A 21,199-nucleotide genomic window follows, 5' to 3' on the forward strand; every position below is an offset into this window, starting at 1 on the left:
CTCGCTAGGCAGCCGCATAGGTAGCCATAGGTGTAAAGGTTTGCACAAATCTGCTCGCTGTACTTTTTGGTGTGACTTCAACTGCGCCAGTGGCATAGATAATGGTGCCTTGCACTTGACCGCGGCTATTCACCAGATTACCCATAGTTGCATTCACCGGCACATCTGTCAGAGTTACAGACCCTGCAATCCCCTCACTGCTTTGAAGTGGAATTTTTAACTCAACACTATTTGGCTGAATTGCTGGTCCTGTACCAATGGTAAAGGTCAGCTTTTGATTTGCAGGGGTAACATCCATCTTGGTTTGTTCAAGTGAAGTGCCGTAGTTATAGATCACTGAAAAGACTGTGCCTTTCTGTGGCAACTTATTCGGAATGATTTTGCCAATCCCGGTGGCATAATTAATTTCGCCGGTGGCATCACCGGTAAATTTGCCCTGGGCATTGGAGGTTGCTGTTTTCTCTTCACCTTCAAGCATCCAGTTAATCGTGATACCCGGCAATACACCTGGTCGACCTAAATCGAAATCAAATGCTGCTTTATCTACATTCAGATTTGACCGTACAAAGGTAACGATTGGTGTTCCCCAATTCAGCAGAATCGGTGTATCCACATCCGGCAGTGCGCCAGTGGTTAGTAACCAGGAACCAGTTTCGTAATTGATCATCCCTGAACCAAAAGATGGACTGGCAGCTTTTAACTGCCCCGAGCCATCATCTTTAAGTTCATAGAATTTTCCCTGGCTCATGTATGAGATTGATAAAGCACCCGGAGCTGGAATTGGAATAATCACCCCAGTCCAGTTGTTGCTTTGATTATTCTGAGTTACCGGAATGGCATGGCTCTGGTAGTACTGATTTGGTGCTACCGCAGGTTTGAATGTGATATTCAGATTCATGGTTCCAGTTGGAGCGGCTGCTGTCCACTGAATTAGTCCACGTTGATAATCAATCGTGCCAACTTGTGTGCCTTGAGTATTCTTGAGCAAGCCACCTTGATCTGTAATCTGCTGACCTTGCAAAGTAAAAGATATACTGGAAGGAATCACAGCTGATCCGATATACAGATTCTGACTGACACTAATTGCCATGTTTGGATAACTGGCTGTAATGGTGCCTTCGTTACCTGCTACCAACACCACACTTTCACCTGCAGCATTGACATCAATAATTGGGGTCTCTGTCTGAGCGGAGGGAATCAGCTGAGCAAAGATGCTTTTGGCATTGACTGTGAATTCTCCAACGTTTGCATCAGATGCCAGTGCTGTAGATGAATAATACAGCCCGGTATCCGCAACAATCGTATCGCGGATGATGGTTTTGGATACTGCGTTACCCTGATACCACTGACGAGCTGAAAGACCCACAAAGTCGATCTCAAGCGGATCATTTAGCGAGTAAGTAGCAACTTTGTACTCGACACTCTTGTTATCTACCACCATTACAGCAGTTCGTGTTTCAACTTTAGTAATACGTACATACTGCTCACGCTCTAAAGCTTTACCTTCATCACTGATCAGGACAATGGTGTCACCTACTGAAGATTCCACTTCCTGAGGAAACATAGCCACCTGCAGTGATGACATACCTTTCCAGTGGGTATCCAGTGGTGTACCTGCGATCTGACCGCCTTTGGCTAGATAGTTTTCCACCCGGTTCTGGGCAGACTGGCGTTCATCGGTCCAGTTTTTGGTGCTGAATAGCAGTGCAGATACGTTTGGATCCTCTGGTAGCTCAGATACAAAAACCGTTGCACCCATTAATAGATCAGTGTCTTCAGTAGTAACTGCCGGAAAGATCTTGCGCATAGATACATCGCCCATGGTGCGATCCATTTCCGACACATCATTGAACAGGTTATTACTAATGCCATCCTGCACTACAACACCAGAATATTTACCACCGCCATCCGAGTTATCAGTCAAGCGTTCAGACTTGTAAATTACTAAATCCTTAGTTTCAATCGCCATCGTTTAACTCCGTAAAGCGTAATGTCACGTTGTAATAATCATCCAGTGATACAGCTGGAATTCCTTTTACCGGTGCGGCTTCTAAAGCGCCGTCCTGGTGATTAAATTTGACTATGAATTCTCGGTTGTCATGAGGCTGCTCAAACTTCAGTTTGAAATTCTCTTCCTGTAATTTTGACCATTCAAGAACAGTCCGTAATTCACGTAGCTTGATCCAGCCCATTTCCTGATCTGCCGGCTGCAAGGTAATTGGCCGACCTGATTTCTTTTTGCCTTCCTGAATATGCAAAGTGCCATCCATGGCATAGGATTGAGTCTGCTCAATGGCTTTCCATGAGAATTCATCAGACCATAAAAAACCGTCCTCTAATGGGACGGTCTCTGATGTTGCTAAGCGAATAAGTTTCATGTTGATTTCGCCTGTACTTTTAATTGATTAACAAGTTCATTCATTAGGGATTCCTGACCTGCTGGGCCTGTGAATTTCATTTGCTTGCCATTGAAGTCGAAGTTATAGGTAACCTCTTTGCTTGGCTGGCTTGAATTGCTAACCGAAGGTGAAGAAGGAATTGACGGCGCATAGTCACTCAAACTACTGGAACCAGTTGAAGCGACATTGATACTGCGGAGCAATTCATTAATCTTATTGGTACCATGCTGAGTGGTTGTTCCATTGGCTGCAGCTCGATCAAATTCAGCATTGATCAATGCTTTCATTGCCACGCTGCTTTCCTTTCCAAGACCTTCAGCTTTAGCATCACGATCAGCGGCCATAGCCTTGGACCAGATGGTAGAAGCCAATTTCTCAGCTTCTTTATCGTCATAGCCTTTGCTTTTCAGCTGTGAAATCACATCAGACTTGGTGTAAGAATCGTATTCGTAGATTCCTTTACTCAATGCCTCGCCTTGGCGCTTCATTTCCTTATTAAAATCACTCTTGGCTTTAGAAACTGCATCTGCCCAGGCTTCGGTAGAAGATTTGGCTTCTTCACGTGCAATTTGCCCTGCATGGCGAAAACCATCACTGATTCCATAAGCAGAGTCTCTGACACGGTGATTGGCTTTTTCCCAGTCGTCCGCTGATTTGACAGCTGTTTTACCCGTCTCATCAACCTGAACTTCTAAATCCAAAGCTAAGGCTTGAGATCGAATAAATCCATCAACCACACCACCATTAGCCTGAACAGCTACATCAGCATATTTTTTAAATGCCTGTTGAAGTTGATCAGTTGAAGCCTCTCCACTCTTAAGCAAGACCTCATACGCCATTTTGTATTCAGCAGCAATAAGTTTTGCTTCATCACGTGATCGCAAACCAAATACAGAAAATGCTTCATTGACGGAGTTAACACCAGCAGTCATCTCATCAAGTTGGCGATTAATATTAAATGCCTGAACTTCAACTTGATGTAGCAGCCCATTTGTTACAGTTTCACCAAGTTCACTCTTGAGGCTATTAATGTGACTGCGAATAGCATTCAATTGCTGAATGGTCTCAGCACCATCTACGGCTTTTGTGATTGATTGGTTTAAAACAAGTGCTGTATCAAGACCCTGTCTCTTTAGCTCATCAAGATTCCCAATAATGACCTGAATATCATTAACGAGTGATCTTGATGCAGCCGACCCCTTTCCTTGAAGTTGTTCAAAGCTAAAACCTGTTCGCTCAACAGCCAAAATCATGGCTTGCTCAGCAATAAGCACCATCTTTTGAGCTTCAAATGAGGTTCCTGCGAAAGCTGCTTTTGCATTAGTAGCAAACACAACCAGATCTTCGCTAGACATGGCCTCTTTTAGAGACTTTTTAAGGCTTTCCGATGAGATCTTTCCCTATTGTTCAAGCAAAAATAGGGCCGTCACTGAATCATTGATACTTTTGGTTGACTCAAAAACTAATGAATCCTGAAGCTTTTCCAATGCTTCAACGGCAGATTCACCTTTCTTGATCAACTCATCAAAAGCTGTAATAAGCTTTTTTGACTCTTCTGTTAGTTGATAAGTTTTATCTCTAGCCTTTTCTGCAGCGGCTGCCTGTTCTGCCTTAATTTCGGCTGCAACTTTGGCTTGTGCTGCCTCAAGAAGTTGTTGCTTCTCAAGTTTCTCAATAGCCTCACCATAACCCATGGCTTTAGCAGCTGCTTCACCCATCCACTCACCAAGCGGAGTAAGCATGCCGACTGTTGCTGCACCCATCACACCAAGCGAGGTAATAGCAATACCTAATGTAACTAGACGACCTACCAAGCCCATCAAGCTTGTACCGGCAGAAGCGGTCGCTGTAGCTGTTGATGTTGCTAACTGCCCTTTAGCCACTGCTGTGGCTCTAGTTGCGTTAGCGTTAGCTATTTGCGCCTGTGTATTGGCTACAACCGAAGTTGTTTCTTGGGTAATGGCTAATGATGCAGCCTTAACGCTATTCGCTTTATCCAAGAACATTAGACCGATGTTTAAAGCTTTGTAAGCCACAAATGCCTGACCAGCCAGCATTAATGTAGAAACAATAGTATCTAGGTTTTCAGCAACAAATTTAATTGCCTCTGCAACTTTTGCACTTGCACCAGTTGCTGCATCAGCCTCACCAATGTAGATAGTCCAAGCTGTTTTTAAGTTTTCAATAGATGCGCCAATGGTTGTAGGGAACTTATTAAATTCTTCAGTAATTTTCTCGGACTGACTTAATAAAGCCTTGGTTACCACATCAGTAGTAAGCTTACCTTCTCCTGCCATTTCTCGCAGTTTGCCAGTGGTTACATCCAAACCGTCTGCCAATGCTTGAGCCAAACGTGGTGACTGCTCCATCATGGAGTTGAATTCATCACCGCGAAGTACACCAGAACCTAATGCTTGGTTTAACTGGGTAATTGCTGCTTCATTAGATGCAGCAGATCCACCTCCAACCTGAATAGCTTTGTTAATTGTTTCTGTTAATGCCAATGCCTGTTCTTGAGGCCACTTCATCTCTTGGCCAATCTTGGTTAGGCGGCTAAACAGATCCCCAGTTGCTGTTAAATTTGAGTTGGTTGCTATAGAGACATTTTTAACATCATCCATGGCTTTTTGAAGGTTGCCATGATCTCCAATCGCAATACTGATACGGCCAGAAAGGTTCTTATACTCATCAGCAGTTTGAGCAATTTCAGCAGCGGTAGCGCCAATTCCAAGTGCTGCAAGCGCACCTGTTATTGCATTGAATCCAGTTTTTAGACCTTGCAACTCTCCAGATACTGCTTTTGAAGCACTTTCCGTTTCTTTTAATTCTTGCTGAGCACCTTCAAGAGAGTTATCTAATTGCTTAACCTGACCCGTAGTCTCTACGGTTTCATCACCTAGCTGACTTAATTCAACTTCAAGATTATGTACCCGCTGACTCGCTTCATTGAAGCTATCAAGGGAGACACCTTCTGTGGCATTAGAAAGTTTTAATAGTTCATCCTTCGCTTCTTGAAGCTGTTTTTTAAGCTCAGGAATGCTTTTAGTATCATCAAACTTTGCAGTGGTCGTAATAGCTTGGTCGGCAGCGGTCTTATATGCTTCAAGCGCTACTGTTGATTGTTTAACGCCCTGCTCTAGCTCACGTACTTCACGCTGCGCACGATCAATATCTTCAGGTGTAGCATTAGTAGCAGCAAGATAATTAAGATGTAATTTAGCTTGTTTTAAGTCATCTTGAAGACTTTGAAGTGCTCGTTCTCCATAGTCACCTAATTGCTTTAAGTTATCAGCACTAACCGTTGCATCATCTCCAAGAGAATCTAATGCTTTTGCGGCAGTATATAGTTCAGTTACTAATTGACTGACTTTTTGCTTTGTTTCTGAAGGTACAAGATTGCCTAAAGCTTCAGATGTTTTTTTAGTTTCTTTTTCAAAGCTGGCGGTTCCAGCAGAAACAGCTTGCTGCAAGTCATTAAATGCCTTTTGAGCATCCTTAACATTAGAAACCAGCCCCTTTGATTCCCCTTCCAGAATCAGCTTAAAAGTTAAGTTTTTACCAGACATGCTGACCTCTAAATTTTAGGCAATAAAAAACCCGCCGAAGCGGGTTAATGTAGGTATTTAAAAGCACATGTTAGTGCCTTAACTTATCCACAAGACTTAGACCATAGAGCGTCCATTACTTGAGGAGTAAAAACAGAATTTTTTGAGTCACTTTCAATCATGACCGCATCATTTGCCGGATCGTAAATATAACGAAAGTAGCCAACATAACCGCCCATGCGGTTTTTAGAATTTACTTCACCACAGTTACCCTTTTGATTTCTAAATTTCGCTGAATCCGAGTCAATTAATTGTTCTTTGACTTTCTGAGCAGCTAATTCAATTTGAGCTTGTTGTTTATCTTGCTCTGCCTTTTGTACAGCTTCATTCTCTCTGATGCGGTCTAATTCTGCTTGGGCCTTTTGTTCTGCGGCTGATTTAGCCGCATTAGAAGCATCAATTTTTTCCCGCTCTAATTTTTGCTGGTGAGCAATCTCGGCTTGTTTTAGTCTTTCGGCTGATGCCTTGTTGCTTTGGTGCATAAAATAAAACATACCGGATGCCAAAACTAAAAGACCAATGATTAAGTATTTCATTCGGCATCCCTCTTAAATATTACGCCATAAGATTTTTACAATTCTGTCGCGACATAAAATAATAGTGTATTCCTGCAAATCCACTTCTTTTACATACTCAGTAGCTGCACAATATAGTTTGCCATCATCAAGCACATAGTGTCTTGGACCTCTAACTTCCAATTTATCTTTTAGAGATTGATGACTATCACCAATTCGTACCAGATCCCCTGATGGGGTTCGGATACTGGTGGTTGTTCTCTCAGCAAAAGCAAACCCCGACACTAAACACAAAGCTAATAATAAATATTTCACATTTCACCCCTAAATTATTATTTTCCCATCATAACTTTAGGGTGATGCGTGATCAATCAGAAACCATTTCTTTCTTGAATGATTCAAAGCCTTTTTTGTCGGATTGGGCTGCACGTGCAGCAATAGCAGAGTTAAAAATTCCCTGCTTGTACATCTTGTTTGCCGCCTTAACATAGCCCTGGAATGCGCCGTAGGTCATCTCCATGATCTCGCTATGCTGATGGCCCATTGATACCAGAAACTGGAATGAATCAAACCAGGTGGAGTCATCTTTCTTTTTAATGCCATGTTTAGGCTTTTCGTATTTGAAGTAAGCCTGATTGACTAGAAGTACAGCTTTAAGCAACTCCTTGAAGGTTTGCTCATCTGAAGTTAGATCAAAGATAGCTTTCTGGTTCAGGTTGGTCACACAGGCAATAGTTAATATGACCTGCACACCATGAGTCCTGAATAGTTCTGTCAAAATCTCATCTGAATGATCTTTATCTTTGATGAAGTTTTTCAACACTTCAGCATGCTTTAGCCATTGATCAAAGTCTTTCATCTGGATCTGGCGAACTTCGATATCCTTAAGCTTAATGCTGCGATTTGTTGCTAAGAAAAAATCATTCATGATGGGGTCTCGAGATAATTTTAGGCATTAAAAAAGCACCCGGAGGTGCTTTTCTTTTAACTTTAATAAAGGCTGAATTCTATAAAGCCCAATTACGACCTTGCCCCATCTCATAAACGATGAGAATTAAGGCTACTATCATTAGAACGACAACAACGATTTCGGCTTTGGTCAGCATTTTCGGAGCTCCACTTTTCATCATTCATATGATAAGCAAAGCATACAATTAATAACATAAAGATTACAAAAAAATTATTGGATGTTACAAAGATTTAGAAGTTAGGGAAGTTTCTTTAGAGTGTAACTACCTACTGAAGCATTCAAACATTTCGTTAAGCAACTCAACAAAAAGTTTCAACCGAAAAGCATTCTTACGCAAACCTAGAAACCTATAACTTTAGACCTGAATATCTTACATATCCCGACATAGCTGATACATCCGTGATTTAAATCATTCTCTACACTGAAATTAAGTCTTAGAAACGTAGAGGAAATTCAATTGAAAAAGTATTCGAAAATTCTAATCTTAGCTTTAATGGGATTTACTGGTACCGTGGCTATCGCAGCTGACTCGATTCCAATAGAAGCCACTGCCGCAGCTGAAGCACAACAGGTTGCTTTAGAGTATCGAAATAAAAAAGATCAAAAATCTGAATCATCTGGTGAATAAAAGAAAGCCCTTAATTAAAGGGCTTTTTAATTACTTCCAGCTTGGCGTACAACCATTCTTCCATGACAACTCAAATTGCTTTTGATCCGTCTGATTTTCTACAAGTACTATATCCTTTGAAAGCACAATAAAACGCTGGAAGGGAACATAATCACTATCTGCTTCTTTATAGCTTACCTCTCCACACTCGCTTATTTGATTGCGGAACTTTGCCGAATCAGGGTTGGGAATGAATTTTTTTGTAGCTTCTTTTGCAAATTCAAGCTGTTCCTTTTTGCTTGTTTCTAAATCAAGATGCTGACCGTTAGATTCCTTGTGTCCACACCCAGCTAAAATCACAATAAAAAAGAATAAGCTTAAATTTTTCATAATATCCCCATGTATTAAGGGCAGCACTTTACATTAATTTTCAATCTTATCTAAAGCCTAGGGAGAGTGGATTTGTAAAGTTATGTTTTACTATTTTAAGTCTTTTTAAAATTGACCCTATATAGCCAGGTGGAACTTCCACTTATCAAAAAACCGCCCTAAAGGCGGTTCTTAGCTTACTAAATTACTGACATACAAGATAAATAAAAGTAGAAATAATTATTACGGCTAGGATGGAGACAAATATTTCTATTTTAGTCATAGCAGTTTTATTCTCAACGTTAACTGAATATCTTTTATAGCCCTATTGAGCGCTAATTAAACTAACAAAATATTACAAAACATGAGGTATTAAAAAACCACTCCGGAGAGTGGTTATCTACTTGTACTTTTATCAGTGGCGCAGAAGGTCATCAACAATAAAAACTTTCTTATCAATCCTACTTACAACTTCTTCAAGAAGCTTTTCATCATTTGATTCATATTTTATAAGTGTCTCGTCACCTGCACTTTTCACACTTACGTGTACAACGGGTATCTGGTCAATGTTGTCGAAATTTAGTTTATTCATTCTTCTCACCAATGCTTATAATTCTGCCTAAATTATAACATTGATAAAAAGTACAGGCACAAAAAAAGACGCATAGCGCCGTGGAGTTCTTTGTGCCTGCATGAGGTTATTACGCTGCCGGAATCGTCACAACATGGCCATATAAGCCTAATGCCGGATCTGCTTGCTTCGTTACATCAGATAAAGCCTGACCAGAGATTTCATACTGACCAAGTTCTTCATGAATCAGTGGGAAAGTGGTTTCTGGCGACTTCTTGGTACGCCATAAACGTACAGCCATGTGTTTACCATTTGCGGTATTGATGCCCTTGAAGAAAAGCTCATACTCTTTTTCAAAGTCGGATGCCAGAGTGGTATTAGTCACTGCACCAGTGGTGTAGGTGGCTAAGATCGGCATGGTCAGATCTGATACATCATGGAAAACCACAGTACCAAATACAGCATCCAGTGTGTAATTCTCTGGATCAACAGTCTTAGCTGTACCAGTGGTTGAATCCTTGAATGAAACCGTTTTCAGGTTATAACCATCCAGTTTGATTTCTTTACCGGCCACCACAGTACCCAGTGATACATCTGTCGCTGTACTGGTCGCTACGGCGTGATTCATACCAGACAGGATGTATTGAAGGTTTTCTGGATCAGTTTCTTCCAGCGTTCCCGTAAAATTCACTGATGTTGCGTTGATCATGGTGAAGTCAGTAGTACGCTGACCAGATGTTGATTCTTTATGTTCAACGACATCAGCACCTATTTCCAATTCAAAGTCTGGCACGTTACCCAAATGGCGCATTGCACTAGCAACACCATTCACAAGTTCTGACAGGTAAAACTTACCTTGCAGCGAAATATATTCTTTAGCCATTACTTTTCATCCCCTGTAGTTTTCTTGGCTGGAGCAGCTTTAGGTTCAGGTATTTCCTGAATGACACCATCTGCCAGTAATTTTTTGATTTGCGTATCATCCAGCCCACCAACGATGTCATCTTTCTTAAAACGACCTACAGGCTGCAATGCTTTGTATTGTTTTGCCATGACTGGCTCCTAAATGAATTTTTGTGATTCAAAAATAATCGTGATGTATGCAAAGCCTGAACTATACCCATCCCGAACCGAAATCATTTCTAGTGCCGTTCGTGATGCCTGAGGCTGCCAGCCGGAAAGTAATTGAATGACCTTCTCGGTTAACAACCCAGCTTCATCACTCACCGCTCGGCCATCAGTCATCTGAGATTGAGCATTACGGCATGCAACCGTAACCGCCCATTGCTGGCCAATCTGGTTGATGCTTCCACGACCTGCGCTGGCTTTCTTGTCTATACGGACAAAATTGACATGCGCAGATGGCGTGACTTGTGACATCTCGGTGACCATAACTGAATTCAACGGCGTGTAGATCTGCTTGAATTCTGGAATTTCCTTCAGCTTATTTGCGATCTCATCACGTACCGCGAAGAAGGTGCTCATCTATAAAACTCCCGACAATGTCTAAAACCATGACTTCGTCTTCAGCATTCATGCCAAGCTGAGTCCGAGGTGGAATAATGGATTGCTTAACCTTTCGATACTGGCCACCAACTGCAAAGGTGATGTATTGGCCATTCTTAGGTAAGATTGTTGCGCCGTAATGCAGATGGGGTGCATACGCAACATCTGTACCCACCTCCACACCATTTGAAAGAACATTGTGTGTGTAGGAATTCATCAGGCGGCCAGTATCTCGAAGCGTTTCACCACCCTGCATACGTGCACGCCATGAAATCTTCCACGGGTTCCCATCTACATCAGTACCGGTTAAGAATCGATGCTGCACACTATCCACAAGTCCAGCACCAATCTCATCAAACAGCTGGTTCTTCAGTGAATCAAAATTACCCAGTTGCTTAAGCACCGCCTCGATGGGTGAGCTATCAGCTTGGATGGTTATTGCAAAAGCCATAAGCACCTCACTTCAAGCTGGGCATCTGGTCCAAGATAGAATCTCCAAATACACCACCGGTATATGAAGTACCGACTGGCGCTGTTGAAGGTCGTCCTTTAGGTTGATCATCCACGATCTGGTATGTTTCAGGTAACTGAATCTGCAAATGTGCTTTGCTATCAGCAACACGCTTTAAGAATGCGATTGCATCCTCATAACGCTTCCGAGCCTCTTCGATGGGTTGCTGGAAGTAAAGACGATAGCGTGCGATGTCACACGCCATACGCTTTAAGTTACTAGGCACATTGGGAAGTGGCAAAGGATAACGACCACCGATATGACCGTTAATCTCCTCTGTTGCATCCTGAATTGCATCAGTTATTGAAGACTGAGAAGGAAGCATCGCTTTCAGATTTTCAATCTCATCACCAAATCGTGCGACCAAATCTGCTTCAGTCGCATACATAGATCACCTACTTGGTTTCGTCAGCAGGTTTTGAGTCTGCTTTAGGTTTTGCAGCAGGCTTCACCTTTTCCAGTTCAGCCACCTTGGCTTTGAGCTCGGTAACTTCTTGATCGATTTTATCTTTGTAAGCGGTCAAAGTTTTATTGGTTTCCACCAACTCGGCATTAGCCTTTTCCAGTTCAGCCAAGCGTGTACCTGTGCCATCCGCTTTGGGCTCTTCTTTGGCTTTCCCCTCTTCAATAGCCCCAGATGCTAAAAGGGCCTGAAGTTGTTTAGCTTCAAGCCCCTCAATTTCCTGACCTGGACGGAAGTGTCCGATCGATTGTTTTGCAATGTACTTTGGCATTTTGATCTCCTTATACAAATCCACGTCCACCAACTAAACCGTTCTTATTATTAGGAACAGCAAGTGGAGATGATTCAGCTAGTAGTTGAATGCTTGAAGGATTCTTTTCCTGCCATTGGCTTAAATAGAACTCTAGAGCTTGGCCAAATGCTTCAACGTTTTGCAATGCACAGTGAGCAATCCAACCATTAGCATCAGAAACCAGCCCAAAGAAATCTTCTGGAATGAAACGCTCAACACTTCCATTCATGCTGTGTTTAGCATCATAGGTCCAGATTTCCAGGTTATCGATAGTACCGCGGAATTGAGGTTTATCAGACTGATCGAAAGTTGGAGTAAGTGGAACACTCACACCCGCATATGGAGCAATGAACTTTTCCTTAAACTCAGGATCTTTAATCAGCGTGTTATACACTTTTGATGTAGTTAAGGCCATGATTGGCGATGTACCAGCATGCTCAACAGAAAGATCAATCATCGCTTGAATATCTTTGACTGGAGTGGCACCCGCTTGGCCCCATTTGATCAACGGCGTAAAGTTACATGCTGCATTACGTTCATAATCCACTTCATACATCGGGAAGTCTGCAGAAGCAAAAGTGGTTTTACCGTAGAGAAGCACATCACGAGCAATTAATAGCTTTCGGTTTTCGATAGACTGACGCAGATACAATGCTTTTTGAGCCTGATCGATTAACAACAGATCTGCATCTGATAAACGATTTGAACCAGTCGCAATCACACCAAACTGACGTAAGCGTGCGATCAGAGCAGTGTTTTGCACCTCACTTGGCATTACTGTCATCATTGGTTTCAGATAAGCTGGCTTTACGAATTTCACGTTACCAGATTCACCCACTTTAATCTGACGTCCAGCTGCAGTCGGGGTAACAAATGGCGCAAGTGGAGTCGCTGTATTTAGCTCACCAACTGGAACTTCTTTTTTGGTGTATGAAACACGCTGAGGGAAAAAGCGGTCCATTAACCAAGTATCTACCTTTTGAGTAGTATCGGTCAGTAATACCAGCTGTGGAACATCCAGTAATTCCACTGGTGCATTTTGAAATGTAAAAGTTTGACTCATGTCTTAGTTCCCCACAACTTTACGAAGTTCGATTTTGTTTTTTAATGCTTGTGCACGTACTGCATCATATTGAGCAGTAGCCAGAGGTGTTCCATTCACTGTAACTACTGCAATATCAAATGGGCCTTGCACGTAGATCGGCATCTCAAGATTATTAGCCGCATGGTAAGTAGATTGAGCTGCGGTGAAATCCGAAACAGCAATTGCATTCCATTCACCTACTACACCTTCAGTGACAACAGGATGATCAGCAACGTTATCGGCACTCACGTTAAGTAAATCGCCGCGCTTATATGCTGTAGCAGTTTTTACTTTGGCATTTTCTGTACGTACGCCGTCACCGACCACTAGCTGTTTATTTTCAATAGTTCCTGTTACGACTTGGCTCATGATTTAGCTCCTTGTTGCTGTGCTGCTACAAACTGATTAAATGCCTGATCTAAAGCCGAGCCTTGTGGAGCTTGACCACCTTGCCCCGGATTGGCTTGATGAGTGAACAAGTGAGTAAATGCCGGATTTACACTTGGTGTTTGTGTTTGCTGTTGTTGTTCAGCTGGTGTTTGTTGAGTGCCTGCTGCAAACTGTTTGAGTGTTCCTGCCATCAGTTCAAATGCATCATCTGGCATGGCTGCAAACTTTGTTTTTTCTTCAGCGCTGAATTCTTTGCCCAGGTCTTTACCTAATGCAGTGATTTCAGCTTCACGTTTTGCTGCTGCGAATTGTTTGTTTTGTTCAGTCAGAGTATTCACCTGACCTTCCAATTCGGTAATTTTGGCCTGAGCCTTTTCTAATTCGGTCACGTCTGTGTCCTCTGGTTGATTAAATTGTTTTGGAGAGTGACTTGCTGCCACTGCGTTTGTATTGTCATCCGCACCCAAAGCACAGAAAGACACCTCACGAATACGACCACCACGGAAAACCGTGATAGGCCCTTGATGCACTTTTCCATTTACAGTGACTGATGCACCCGCTTGGATTTCTTCGACTGCAGAGGGTTCAATTCGCACTGACATCTGCCATGGAAAGCCATCGTCAGAGTCCTGAGCAACCTGAGTACCAAATTCATTACTCATTAGATCGCCTGAAACTGTTAGGCCGTTCTGGTGATCAATGCTGTGGCTATTGATGGCTCCAGCACGTTGCCGAGTTGAGTGATCCAGTAACGCAGGGATTCGGCCTTTAATTTGCATAGAATCAAGATCAAAGATGATTCGATCCCAATACCAATGATCGGTAATAACTTCACCACTGTATGCAACACCAGAGAAAGTCCGCTTCTTCTTGCCTTCTTCAGCTTGATCGACATTTAAGTTTCCAACTTGGAAGCAATACTGATTCGGCTTATGTTCCTCTTCTTTTGGCATTTTTCATGCTCCATAAAAAAACCGCCCCAAAAAGAGCGGTTTAAATTTCAATTTTTTAGAGTGATTGAATTAACAATTCAAGTTTTTCAATAGCCACGGTCTTTGCACCAAAGTACCCATCAATACTTGCCACAGCACTCAAAGTATTAATAGCCGCCAACTTTGTATCAAAAGCAAGATTTTTAAATCTTTCAGATAGATTTGAAATAGATTCATCACTACCTAAAGCCATACTTCCATTCGATACATCTGGATTTTGGGTTAAAGCATTTGAACCAATATTACGCCCTAATGCATGACAACCACGCTCATCAACCTTTAAGGCACCCATTAGAAATAAACGTAACTGCTGTTCTTCTTCCGCTGTTTCGACGGTTAAAGTGCGAATAAATTTGGGTAGCTCGACACCTTCTTTAACATCAATAGGCATCATGCTGTCGATTCCAGATACACGCATTTTTATTTTCCTCAATAAAAAACCGCCCAGAAGGCGGTCATATTCATTTTTAAATTAGTTTAATAAAGGCTTTAGTGTATAAACCACCAGCCCTTCAACCGTTTCAATCGAAATCACCTCAAAAGACAATCCTATTGGCATAAGAACACCGTCACCTGCATTGAGCATGTTCAAATCGATACCAATACCTTTGGTATTCTCAATCTGAATCACGATGTCACCAGCACTTTCAGCCATCAGCAACGGCGCATTCAACTGGACTGTCTGCCCTACCTGGTAGGCCGCTACTTGATTAAGAGTCACAGCACCCACCACGGTTGAAGCCGTATTGCTTGCCAGAGCCTGAATAGCTGCCATATCGGTACTAAGCCAGCGTTTAAGTACATCATCAGCCAGTGAGCTTGTAGCAGAGTTTAAATAACTGCTTAGTGCTCCATCATTCCCTTGCACATAATCCAGAAAGGTGCGGATCGCACTTGGCCGGATACTTGGGTCTAGTGGAATAACCGTATTAGCCACCGTATCGAACAGGTCCCGAGTTTTATCATCCATTGGAGCAAACAGACTGGTGAGCTTTTTACTCGCCGTCCATTCAGCCCTGATGACTTCCTTCTGCTCGAGGAGATACTCCTTATCTAGACTTGAAGCACTGATCTTTTTATCCACCAGTGATTCAAGTTCACCAAACTGTAATGGATGAGAACTCCAGTCCAAAGCTTCAGCCACTTCTGGCAACTGATCATCTGGCGTAATGCCGTATTTCAATGCCTGCTTCTCAGTCAGAGCAACTACAGTACAGCGACAACGAAAGCCCAACGGCGGGTAATGTGTCAGCCAGAATGGATGATCAATCGGCAATACGATCCGGTTCAAAGCTAAATGACTGGGACGTACCCGACTATCATTGATAGCAGAGTACATCAGGTAAGGTCGTTTAGTCTTATTTCGTTGCTGTTGTTGCCATCGCCCATGACCGTAAGCACCTTGAATATTGGTACGGAATACATTGTCTAGGTAGTGCTTTGGCAGAATGATTTCAGATTCTTCAATCAGCTTCTGAAAATCTTTGAAAGTACCGCCGTCGGCAATGGATTTATTCACAGCCTTAATGACTGTCTCAATCTGCTCAAGACTCGATAGAAAGCTAACCGTGGTTGCCATCTGCCGGGTCTTGAGGTCCATTGAATAGAACTCATCCGGCAGCACGATCTTTTTGCTATGAGCGTACCGAAGCGCCTCAAGAAACGTGACTGGTTGCATAGCTTACTTCCCGTTTTGAGCCGTCACATATCCCAACACATCTGCAGCATATAAAGCCTGATCCAGATTAGCTGCGAACTGTGTCTGAGTTGCACCAGGTATTAATTGCATCAGGTTATAAGCCAGACTTTCTGGACTATCAGACTTGAATATCAATTCCTTGACTTGGTCCGGCTTAAGTAGCTGTAATTCATCTTGGCCATCAGTTAGTTCTTCAACCTCTTGCTGTTCAGGTGAAAGCTTGTTTGCTGTTGCCTTGAAGTTGAATGCCTGGCGAGGTAATGCAGTGAATTGATTGAAGCCAGTTTGAGGCTGTTCAATCACATCACCATCTTCCAGACCATATTCACGCTTAAAGTATTGTGGCGTTAAGACTGCACCAGCATTTTTAAGCTTCACATCACGATCCGCTTTAGGCTCTTCCAGTGATTTCTCTTCACCAATGATGACCCGGTGGCGTTCCCAGCCATTGATATCACATAGCGCGTTAATAATGGCTTGTATCGTTGGCATGATCATCCGGACATCGGCTTTATACTTTGAGTTTTGCACTTCAAGATGCACATCACCTAAAGCTCGCGAACCTGCGCCATCGGTACCACTGGTTAGAGTTTGACCCAGAATCACCTTTTGAATACGGCGCTCAAGGTTCTTGTCAAAAGTTTCGAATGTCTGTGATGCGTTGCCATTGGTATTGGCTGTCTGGATCTCTACCGAATCTGTACCGCTTAAAGCAATTACCGAACTGGCATGCGCTCTAAGTAGTGCATCACGCATATCTGTCGTCTTGCCGGCAGTTTTACCAACCAGCATTGGTAAGCCAAACTTTTCAACGAACTTGGCCCAGAACTTAAAGCCAGACGTTTTGAAGAACCAGACCCAGTACAGTCGACTTAAAAGAGCCTCACCTAATGGATTCTCATAAGTAGATTTACAACGTGTCAAAAAGTGTTTGAAGCGCTGGTCTACTTCCTGATCCTGTCGAGTCGTGTTGTAGTTAGCCAGCAGCATCAGACGACCATCATTCTTAGGCTCATACCATTGCATTGGCTTTTCACCAATCCACTTAAAACCAATAAACGGCGTAATGGTATTGCCATCAATATGTAGGCTCGGTTCCTCAGGCTTGGTATAGATGGCTTCTAATACAGAATATCCGTACCAGCGAGCATTCTGCGCACCCAGAAGAATCTCAGACCACCACTCACGTAAATGCTCCATGATGATTTTTGATTCCGGTCGATCCATCGGTTCTACACGCCATGATGCACTTTCAAGTTTATCTTGGCGCTTTTCAATGGCCTGATAAATCTCATCGTCATACATCATGACTTTTAAACGTGGACGGGTGACCCCTGCTTTTCGAAGTACTTCATCGCCGTCTGGCATTTTGGTCAGATAACTGATTAAAGCCTGTTCAGCCTCATGAGAATACAGTGCACCAGCTTCAGGTTTTGCATTCTCAGGCTTTTTCCTTTTCTTAGACATAACTCAACCTTATGCAGCCGGAGGGCTGTAATTAATCGCAATTACTGCATCTTCAATCGCATCAATCAGCGTATCTACCTGGTCATCATGATCATGGGTAAATGCCGCATTGAATGCTTCACATTCTTCAAAGAATTCACCGACCCAATGAGCATCTTTAGGTACCATCACAAAACGATCTTCCGGTTTGTCCTTATAGTTCGCTTCAAGATGAACCTGTACATCCATAAACCGGGATAGCTTGTCTGTATTACGCTGGACGGGAATCACAGCAACACCGGAGTAAGTTCCTAGTGTTTGGATCAACTGGGTACCAGATGCCTTGTCTTCTACTTTCATGTAGCGGATAGGTTTGGTATGCCAGGTGTATTCCTTGTGCTTATCCAGAAAGGCTTTAGCCTGACGATTCAGTTCTGGTGCTTCCCATTTACCGCGCAAGAGATCTAGCAAGTACAACTTTCCATCTATGCCCATGCCTACCAGCAGGAATACGGAATAGTCATTGTGCTCTTTAGTCTTTTGAGCGGTATCAACAAGGACGGCGCGCCACTGAAGCTCTGGAATATCTTTATAGAATCCGAACCATTCAGATTTAATCAGGTCACCGCCTAATTTCTTAGGCTGCTGCATGTACTGGCTAGAGAATGTATAACGGGATACCGTGGCCCCTTCTTTATCCTTGCCACCCTTTTCAAGTTGTAATAAGGATTGAAGCGATTCTTTCTTTGGCCAGTAACTTTGGCGGCCTTGCTCATCATGCTCAGCATCTCGCGGTACCAGCTTTTGAATATGCTCTGGCAGGGTTGTAATGTACTTATCATCAATCAGTGCCGGGATAGATATTTGAGTCCATTCACCAGGTAGATTTCCCGTCATAACAAAATTGGTTGGATCCTCAGTATGCAGGCGCTGCATGATCATGATGATCGGCGTATCAGACTTGGCCTTACGTGAGTTCACCGTATTAAGTAACTTACGATTGGCGGCATCTCGTTTGATCTTACTGAAAGCATCTTCTGGCTTTAATGGGTCATCAATGATGATACAACCTGTAAAGCCATCATCAGCCAGTGTTCCTGCGCGCCGTCCTGTTACCTGTCCACCCATAGAGGCCACATACACATGGCCAACATCGTAGTCCTCAACTGTAATCTTCCATTCCTTTTTGGAGTCAGTACTATTGGAGACCGTTAAATCCCACATCATCCGATAGTCTTTGGACTTCACAATGTCACGCGCCGTATCTGATACACCCTCAACTAGTGATTGAGAAAAGGATAGATACAGAAATCGAGAGCGTGCATTCAAAGCCAAACCACGTGGAATTAGATTGGTTGTCAATTCAGTCTTACCAGCACCTGGTGGAACATTAATGACGACATTTGCAATCTCACCTGCAATGACCTGGTCAATAATCCATGAGATATAAACATGGTGCCAATTCACCGTAAATTTAAAGCCCATACGGGGCTTAAAGAATCGCCGGGTGAAATATAAATGCTCATCCTCACACAGCTTCTTTTCAACCTGTGTTTGCAGATCCATTTAATATTCCTCTTGGGCCTTCTTCACCGCAGCTTCAACCTGTTCTTGAGTAGCATGGACAACTGTAGTCTGTAATGCTTCACCGTCCTTACCCGTAATTTCTTGTCTGTTAGTGAATTGACCACCTACATCCTTAGCAGCCTGTTCAAGAATCTTAAGTGCTAATTTTGCATTCTTGGTTTTTTCAAGTTGCTTCTGATATTGCTTAAGCCGGTAATACTTACTAGCAATTGGAATATCTATCAAACCTTCATCAAATTTCTTACGAGTCTGGTTGAATAGATCTGCAAGTTTTTTCCCGAGATTGCGACCCGCATATTTAGTCGGGTCATAGTTTTCACACTGACGACGATCGATTTCGATGTTGAACTCTTGCTTGACCAACTCCGCAACTTCTTGAGGGGTATCACGGCATGCAAGAGCTTGAACAATAAATATTTTTACAGGCTCTTTAAGTGCTGCCATAAATCCCCCTTTTGTCATGCTACGTCATGCAAAGTAGGCAAAAAAAATTAACCGATGACACAGTTCCCACAACACGCAGCAATACTTGTTTCAGATACAAACGGCGCATTCTTGGCAATTTCAACGAGACGTTTCACTGAATCATCAGCTCCCCATCGTTTAGTCTCACCAAAGAACACTTCCACGTCATGGCCAGCTAAGTAGTGCTTAGGCAGCCCAGTTACATCGCTATAAATGATTTCGCCATCTTCATCACGCTCTACACCGATGTGATAAAGCTCATGCTCAATCAACCGGCAGAAGTCTCGATCTGTAGCTTGTTCACAATAAGTAGCGTCAACGGTAATCAGATATTGAGGTACGAAGCCAAACCAGTCCCGCATCTGTTGTTCCTGGCGCGCTTTCTTCCAGCCACCCACGTTAAACATGACCTTTTCACACTGGCCTAATACCATACGTTTTTTCGCTAGAGCGGCAGATGAAGCCCAGGCAAATGCAAGGAACTCATCATTGTCGTGAAGTAGTTCAGCAATATGATCATGATCTGGGTTGTGCAATTCACCACCTAAAGTAAGCCAATTCTTCACAACCCATTCTTTAAGCTCTGGTGCAGGTGCCAAGCGAATAGCTTCCTCTTCCTCAGCCTGGTCAATCAGATCCGTGGGTGGGAATGGTCTGAACTGTTCCATAAGATGCCTTTAAATTTCTAAGCCACTGTATAGCCCTATTGGATGATGAGATATCAGATACTTTAAAGCGAATGTACCGATACCCCATTTCTTCAGCATGGTCATAACGATCAATGCTCCATGCTTTAGTAGCCAGCTTACCCTTACGGCCACCAGACCACGGACCACCCGCTATTTCAATCAATGTGAGATAACCAACCAGGTGCAAATCGAAACGCCAATGTTTAGTGGTTTTAAAATGAAAATATTCTTCATATTTGATTTCCATCCGATCAAGAATCTCTTTCAGTCGATCGAATGCTTCTAAGTATTTCTCACTAGGCTTAGGTAATGGTCTGTTGCGAGGTTTTGTTTTAATCGGCTTTTTACACACAAGAGCTTTATATGTATTAATTTCCATAATTCCCTACTTTTATTATGGGATTATCTAATACCAGACAAACTAATGAATAAGCTTAATTGATATATTTTTAATATTCTTTTACATTTTAGCAACTTAAATTCGCACTAAAAAGGTATGATTTATTTTTAATAAACAATAGCTTATTTGACTAGTTTTTATTAACGGTTATGATTGTTTCACAACAAAAAACTCTTGATAAAAATTTTACAGCAAGCCTATGACTCTACTTGGTGGTTTCATAGGTTTTTTTTCAATCCCGTATGTCTTTTGGGGAAGATATACGGGATTCTATTTTTTATATTTCTAAAAAATAAAAACCCCTCAACATCTAGAATGCGAGGGGCTTTGATTGCCGTAATACGTTCGGCGATTTTGAAATAAAAAAGCCCGCTTAACTCTCTCCAATTAAACGGGCTTGACTTGCGTTACAACGTCTTTCTTCTTTTGCAGAGCAACTATATTGCTTAAGTATTACAGCTTTATGAAACAGCTCTTTGCTTGAGTGATTGTTATTTAACTTCTTTCAAACAATCCCGGCACACTTTGATTTCTTCATCATCAACCGTGTAATCGATCTCAGTCACACCATGTAGGCCGAATAAGCAGAATATAAATTGGAGCATACTTTTCTCCAGACAAAAAAATACCCCCTTTGGG

Annotated in this window: 26 protein-coding genes; 1 reads left to right on the forward strand and 25 read right to left on the reverse strand. The window is 42.5% G+C overall.

Annotation, left to right across the window (positions count from 1 at the left end):
• Positions 1–4: 4 nt before the first annotated feature.
• The 7 genes from FTV25_RS10880 to FTV25_RS10910 form a co-directional block, all read right to left on the reverse strand.
• Complete coding sequence (locus FTV25_RS10880) at positions 5–1,969, reverse strand: hypothetical protein (protein WP_180003519.1); 1,965 nt, start codon at positions 1,967–1,969, stop codon at positions 5–7.
• The gene (locus FTV25_RS10885) at positions 1,959–2,378 is read right to left on the reverse strand and encodes a hypothetical protein (protein WP_180003521.1); all 420 of its coding nucleotides are present in this window, start codon (positions 2,376–2,378) and stop codon (positions 1,959–1,961) included. The genes FTV25_RS10880 and FTV25_RS10885 overlap by 11 nt, the downstream gene beginning before the upstream one ends.
• Entirely contained in the window at positions 2,375–3,754 is a 1,380-nt protein-coding gene (locus FTV25_RS10890; protein WP_180009798.1) for a hypothetical protein, read from the reverse strand. Before FTV25_RS10890 ends, FTV25_RS10885 begins: the two co-directional genes overlap by 4 nt.
• A 45-nt stretch (positions 3,755–3,799) precedes the next feature.
• Positions 3,800–5,965, reverse strand: coding sequence for a tape measure protein (locus FTV25_RS10895; protein WP_180009799.1), 2,166 nt, complete (start codon positions 5,963–5,965; stop codon positions 3,800–3,802).
• 83 nt (positions 5,966–6,048) lie between these two features.
• Positions 6,049–6,540: a cell envelope integrity protein TolA gene (locus tag FTV25_RS10900; protein ID WP_180003482.1), complete on the reverse strand. Its 492-nt coding sequence runs from the start codon at positions 6,538–6,540 to the stop codon at positions 6,049–6,051.
• A gap of 12 nt (positions 6,541–6,552) precedes the next feature.
• Positions 6,553–6,834: a hypothetical protein gene (locus tag FTV25_RS10905; RefSeq protein ID WP_180003525.1), complete on the reverse strand. Its 282-nt coding sequence runs from the start codon at positions 6,832–6,834 to the stop codon at positions 6,553–6,555.
• A gap of 52 nt (positions 6,835–6,886) precedes the next feature.
• On the reverse strand, positions 6,887–7,447 hold the full coding sequence (locus tag FTV25_RS10910) for a hypothetical protein (RefSeq protein WP_180003527.1): 561 nt from the start codon (positions 7,445–7,447) through the stop codon (positions 6,887–6,889).
• A 499-nt stretch (positions 7,448–7,946) separates the two neighbouring features.
• Here FTV25_RS10910 and FTV25_RS10915 point away from each other — a divergent pair, with 499 nt between their 5' ends.
• Entirely contained in the window at positions 7,947–8,117 is a 171-nt protein-coding gene (locus tag FTV25_RS10915; RefSeq protein ID WP_179992514.1) for a hypothetical protein, read from the forward strand.
• A gap of 30 nt (positions 8,118–8,147) precedes the next feature.
• On the opposite strand, the gene FTV25_RS10920 is transcribed toward FTV25_RS10915, so the two are convergent.
• The 18 genes from FTV25_RS10920 to FTV25_RS11005 all read right to left on the reverse strand — a co-directional run bounded on the left by FTV25_RS10920 (position 8,148) and on the right by FTV25_RS11005 (position 20,539).
• Positions 8,148–8,486, reverse strand: a complete 339-nt coding sequence (locus FTV25_RS10920; protein WP_179992513.1) for a hypothetical protein — start codon at positions 8,484–8,486, stop codon at positions 8,148–8,150.
• 394 nt (positions 8,487–8,880) lie between these two features.
• Entirely contained in the window at positions 8,881–9,057 is a 177-nt protein-coding gene (locus FTV25_RS10925; protein ID WP_179992512.1) for a hypothetical protein, read from the reverse strand.
• 109 nt (positions 9,058–9,166) lie between these two features.
• Positions 9,167–9,919, reverse strand: coding sequence for a hypothetical protein (locus FTV25_RS10930; RefSeq protein ID WP_179992511.1), 753 nt, complete (start codon positions 9,917–9,919; stop codon positions 9,167–9,169).
• Entirely contained in the window at positions 9,919–10,089 is a 171-nt protein-coding gene (locus FTV25_RS10935; RefSeq protein ID WP_180003528.1) for a hypothetical protein, read from the reverse strand. Before FTV25_RS10935 ends, FTV25_RS10930 begins: the two co-directional genes overlap by 1 nt.
• A 9-nt stretch (positions 10,090–10,098) precedes the next feature.
• Positions 10,099–10,521: a hypothetical protein gene (locus FTV25_RS10940; protein ID WP_180003530.1), complete on the reverse strand. Its 423-nt coding sequence runs from the start codon at positions 10,519–10,521 to the stop codon at positions 10,099–10,101.
• On the reverse strand, positions 10,496–10,993 hold the full coding sequence (locus FTV25_RS10945; protein WP_180003532.1) for a phage virion morphogenesis protein: 498 nt from the start codon (positions 10,991–10,993) through the stop codon (positions 10,496–10,498). The genes FTV25_RS10940 and FTV25_RS10945 overlap by 26 nt, the downstream gene beginning before the upstream one ends.
• Positions 10,994–11,000: 7 nt before the next feature.
• On the reverse strand, positions 11,001–11,441 hold the full coding sequence (locus FTV25_RS10950; protein ID WP_180003534.1) for a gp436 family protein: 441 nt from the start codon (positions 11,439–11,441) through the stop codon (positions 11,001–11,003).
• A 7-nt stretch (positions 11,442–11,448) separates the two neighbouring features.
• Entirely contained in the window at positions 11,449–11,787 is a 339-nt protein-coding gene (locus FTV25_RS10955) for a hypothetical protein (protein ID WP_180003535.1), read from the reverse strand.
• A gap of 10 nt (positions 11,788–11,797) precedes the next feature.
• The gene (locus FTV25_RS10960) at positions 11,798–12,871 is read right to left on the reverse strand and encodes a major capsid protein (protein WP_005236581.1); all 1,074 of its coding nucleotides are present in this window, start codon (positions 12,869–12,871) and stop codon (positions 11,798–11,800) included.
• Between the two features lie 3 nt (positions 12,872–12,874).
• Positions 12,875–13,261 (reverse strand): hypothetical protein, encoded by a 387-nt coding sequence (locus FTV25_RS10965; protein ID WP_180003537.1) that lies wholly within the window; start codon positions 13,259–13,261, stop codon positions 12,875–12,877.
• Positions 13,258–14,235, reverse strand: a complete 978-nt coding sequence (locus FTV25_RS10970) for a hypothetical protein (protein ID WP_180003538.1) — start codon at positions 14,233–14,235, stop codon at positions 13,258–13,260. Before FTV25_RS10970 ends, FTV25_RS10965 begins: the two co-directional genes overlap by 4 nt.
• Before the next feature lie 55 nt (positions 14,236–14,290).
• Positions 14,291–14,692, reverse strand: coding sequence for a hypothetical protein (locus FTV25_RS10975; protein ID WP_180003540.1), 402 nt, complete (start codon positions 14,690–14,692; stop codon positions 14,291–14,293).
• A 54-nt stretch (positions 14,693–14,746) separates the two neighbouring features.
• Positions 14,747–15,952 carry a phage minor head protein gene (locus FTV25_RS10980; RefSeq protein WP_180003542.1) on the reverse strand — a complete coding sequence of 402 codons (1,206 nt, stop codon included), beginning with the start codon at positions 15,950–15,952 and terminating at the stop codon, positions 14,747–14,749.
• Positions 15,953–15,955: 3 nt separating this feature from the next.
• On the reverse strand, positions 15,956–17,440 hold the full coding sequence (locus FTV25_RS10985) for a DUF935 family protein (RefSeq protein ID WP_180003544.1): 1,485 nt from the start codon (positions 17,438–17,440) through the stop codon (positions 15,956–15,958).
• Between the two features lie 9 nt (positions 17,441–17,449).
• Positions 17,450–18,985, reverse strand: coding sequence for a phage terminase large subunit (terL, locus tag FTV25_RS10990; RefSeq protein ID WP_180003546.1), 1,536 nt, complete (start codon positions 18,983–18,985; stop codon positions 17,450–17,452).
• The gene (locus tag FTV25_RS10995) at positions 18,986–19,450 is read right to left on the reverse strand and encodes a DUF2280 domain-containing protein (protein WP_005236588.1); all 465 of its coding nucleotides are present in this window, start codon (positions 19,448–19,450) and stop codon (positions 18,986–18,988) included. It abuts the gene before it with no gap.
• Positions 19,451–19,497: 47 nt separating this feature from the next.
• Positions 19,498–20,139, reverse strand: a complete 642-nt coding sequence (locus FTV25_RS11000) for a putative metallopeptidase (RefSeq protein WP_180003549.1) — start codon at positions 20,137–20,139, stop codon at positions 19,498–19,500.
• Positions 20,099–20,539 carry a hypothetical protein gene (locus FTV25_RS11005; protein WP_180003551.1) on the reverse strand — a complete coding sequence of 147 codons (441 nt, stop codon included), beginning with the start codon at positions 20,537–20,539 and terminating at the stop codon, positions 20,099–20,101. Before FTV25_RS11005 ends, FTV25_RS11000 begins: the two co-directional genes overlap by 41 nt.
• Positions 20,540–21,199: the final 660 nt, after the last annotated feature.

This window comes from Acinetobacter sp. YH12249 (assembly GCF_013417475.1).
Classification (GTDB): Bacteria; Pseudomonadota; Gammaproteobacteria; order Pseudomonadales; family Moraxellaceae; genus Acinetobacter.

Excerpts from the sequence above, each read along its gene's own strand:
- FTV25_RS10945 (WP_180003532.1), bottom strand. The coding sequence starts at position 10,993 with ATGGCTTTTGCAATAACCATCCAAGCTGATAGCTCACCCATCGAGGCG.
- FTV25_RS10965 (WP_180003537.1), bottom strand. The coding sequence starts at position 13,261 with ATGAGCCAAGTCGTAACAGGAACTATTGAAAATAAACAGCTAGTGGTC.
- FTV25_RS10925 (WP_179992512.1), bottom strand. The coding sequence starts at position 9,057 with ATGAATAAACTAAATTTCGACAACATTGACCAGATACCCGTTGTACAC.
- FTV25_RS10970 (WP_180003538.1), bottom strand. The coding sequence starts at position 14,235 with ATGCCAAAAGAAGAGGAACATAAGCCGAATCAGTATTGCTTCCAAGTT.
- FTV25_RS10930 (WP_179992511.1), bottom strand. The coding sequence starts at position 9,919 with ATGGCTAAAGAATATATTTCGCTGCAAGGTAAGTTTTACCTGTCAGAA.
- FTV25_RS10955 (WP_180003535.1), bottom strand. The coding sequence starts at position 11,787 with ATGCCAAAGTACATTGCAAAACAATCGATCGGACACTTCCGTCCAGGT.
- FTV25_RS10995 (WP_005236588.1), bottom strand. The coding sequence starts at position 19,450 with ATGGCAGCACTTAAAGAGCCTGTAAAAATATTTATTGTTCAAGCTCTT.
- FTV25_RS10935 (WP_180003528.1), bottom strand. The coding sequence starts at position 10,089 with ATGGCAAAACAATACAAAGCATTGCAGCCTGTAGGTCGTTTTAAGAAA.
- FTV25_RS11000 (WP_180003549.1), bottom strand. The coding sequence starts at position 20,139 with ATGGAACAGTTCAGACCATTCCCACCCACGGATCTGATTGACCAGGCT.
- FTV25_RS10900 (WP_180003482.1), bottom strand. The coding sequence starts at position 6,540 with ATGAAATACTTAATCATTGGTCTTTTAGTTTTGGCATCCGGTATGTTT.
- FTV25_RS10950 (WP_180003534.1), bottom strand. The coding sequence starts at position 11,441 with ATGTATGCGACTGAAGCAGATTTGGTCGCACGATTTGGTGATGAGATT.
- FTV25_RS10890 (WP_180009798.1), bottom strand. The coding sequence starts at position 3,754 with ATGTCTAGCGAAGATCTGGTTGTGTTTGCTACTAATGCAAAAGCAGCT.
- terL (WP_180003546.1), bottom strand. The coding sequence starts at position 18,985 with ATGGATCTGCAAACACAGGTTGAAAAGAAGCTGTGTGAGGATGAGCAT.
- FTV25_RS10985 (WP_180003544.1), bottom strand. The coding sequence starts at position 17,440 with ATGTCTAAGAAAAGGAAAAAGCCTGAGAATGCAAAACCTGAAGCTGGT.
- FTV25_RS10910 (WP_180003527.1), bottom strand. The coding sequence starts at position 7,447 with ATGAATGATTTTTTCTTAGCAACAAATCGCAGCATTAAGCTTAAGGAT.
- FTV25_RS10940 (WP_180003530.1), bottom strand. The coding sequence starts at position 10,521 with ATGAGCACCTTCTTCGCGGTACGTGATGAGATCGCAAATAAGCTGAAG.
- FTV25_RS10960 (WP_005236581.1), bottom strand. The coding sequence starts at position 12,871 with ATGAGTCAAACTTTTACATTTCAAAATGCACCAGTGGAATTACTGGAT.
- FTV25_RS10920 (WP_179992513.1), bottom strand. The coding sequence starts at position 8,486 with ATGAAAAATTTAAGCTTATTCTTTTTTATTGTGATTTTAGCTGGGTGT.
- FTV25_RS11005 (WP_180003551.1), bottom strand. The coding sequence starts at position 20,539 with ATGGAAATTAATACATATAAAGCTCTTGTGTGTAAAAAGCCGATTAAA.
- FTV25_RS10980 (WP_180003542.1), bottom strand. The coding sequence starts at position 15,952 with ATGCAACCAGTCACGTTTCTTGAGGCGCTTCGGTACGCTCATAGCAAA.
- FTV25_RS10885 (WP_180003521.1), bottom strand. The coding sequence starts at position 2,378 with ATGAAACTTATTCGCTTAGCAACATCAGAGACCGTCCCATTAGAGGAC.
- FTV25_RS10895 (WP_180009799.1), bottom strand. The coding sequence starts at position 5,965 with ATGTCTGGTAAAAACTTAACTTTTAAGCTGATTCTGGAAGGGGAATCA.
- FTV25_RS10975 (WP_180003540.1), bottom strand. The coding sequence starts at position 14,692 with ATGCGTGTATCTGGAATCGACAGCATGATGCCTATTGATGTTAAAGAA.
- FTV25_RS10880 (WP_180003519.1), bottom strand. The coding sequence starts at position 1,969 with ATGGCGATTGAAACTAAGGATTTAGTAATTTACAAGTCTGAACGCTTG.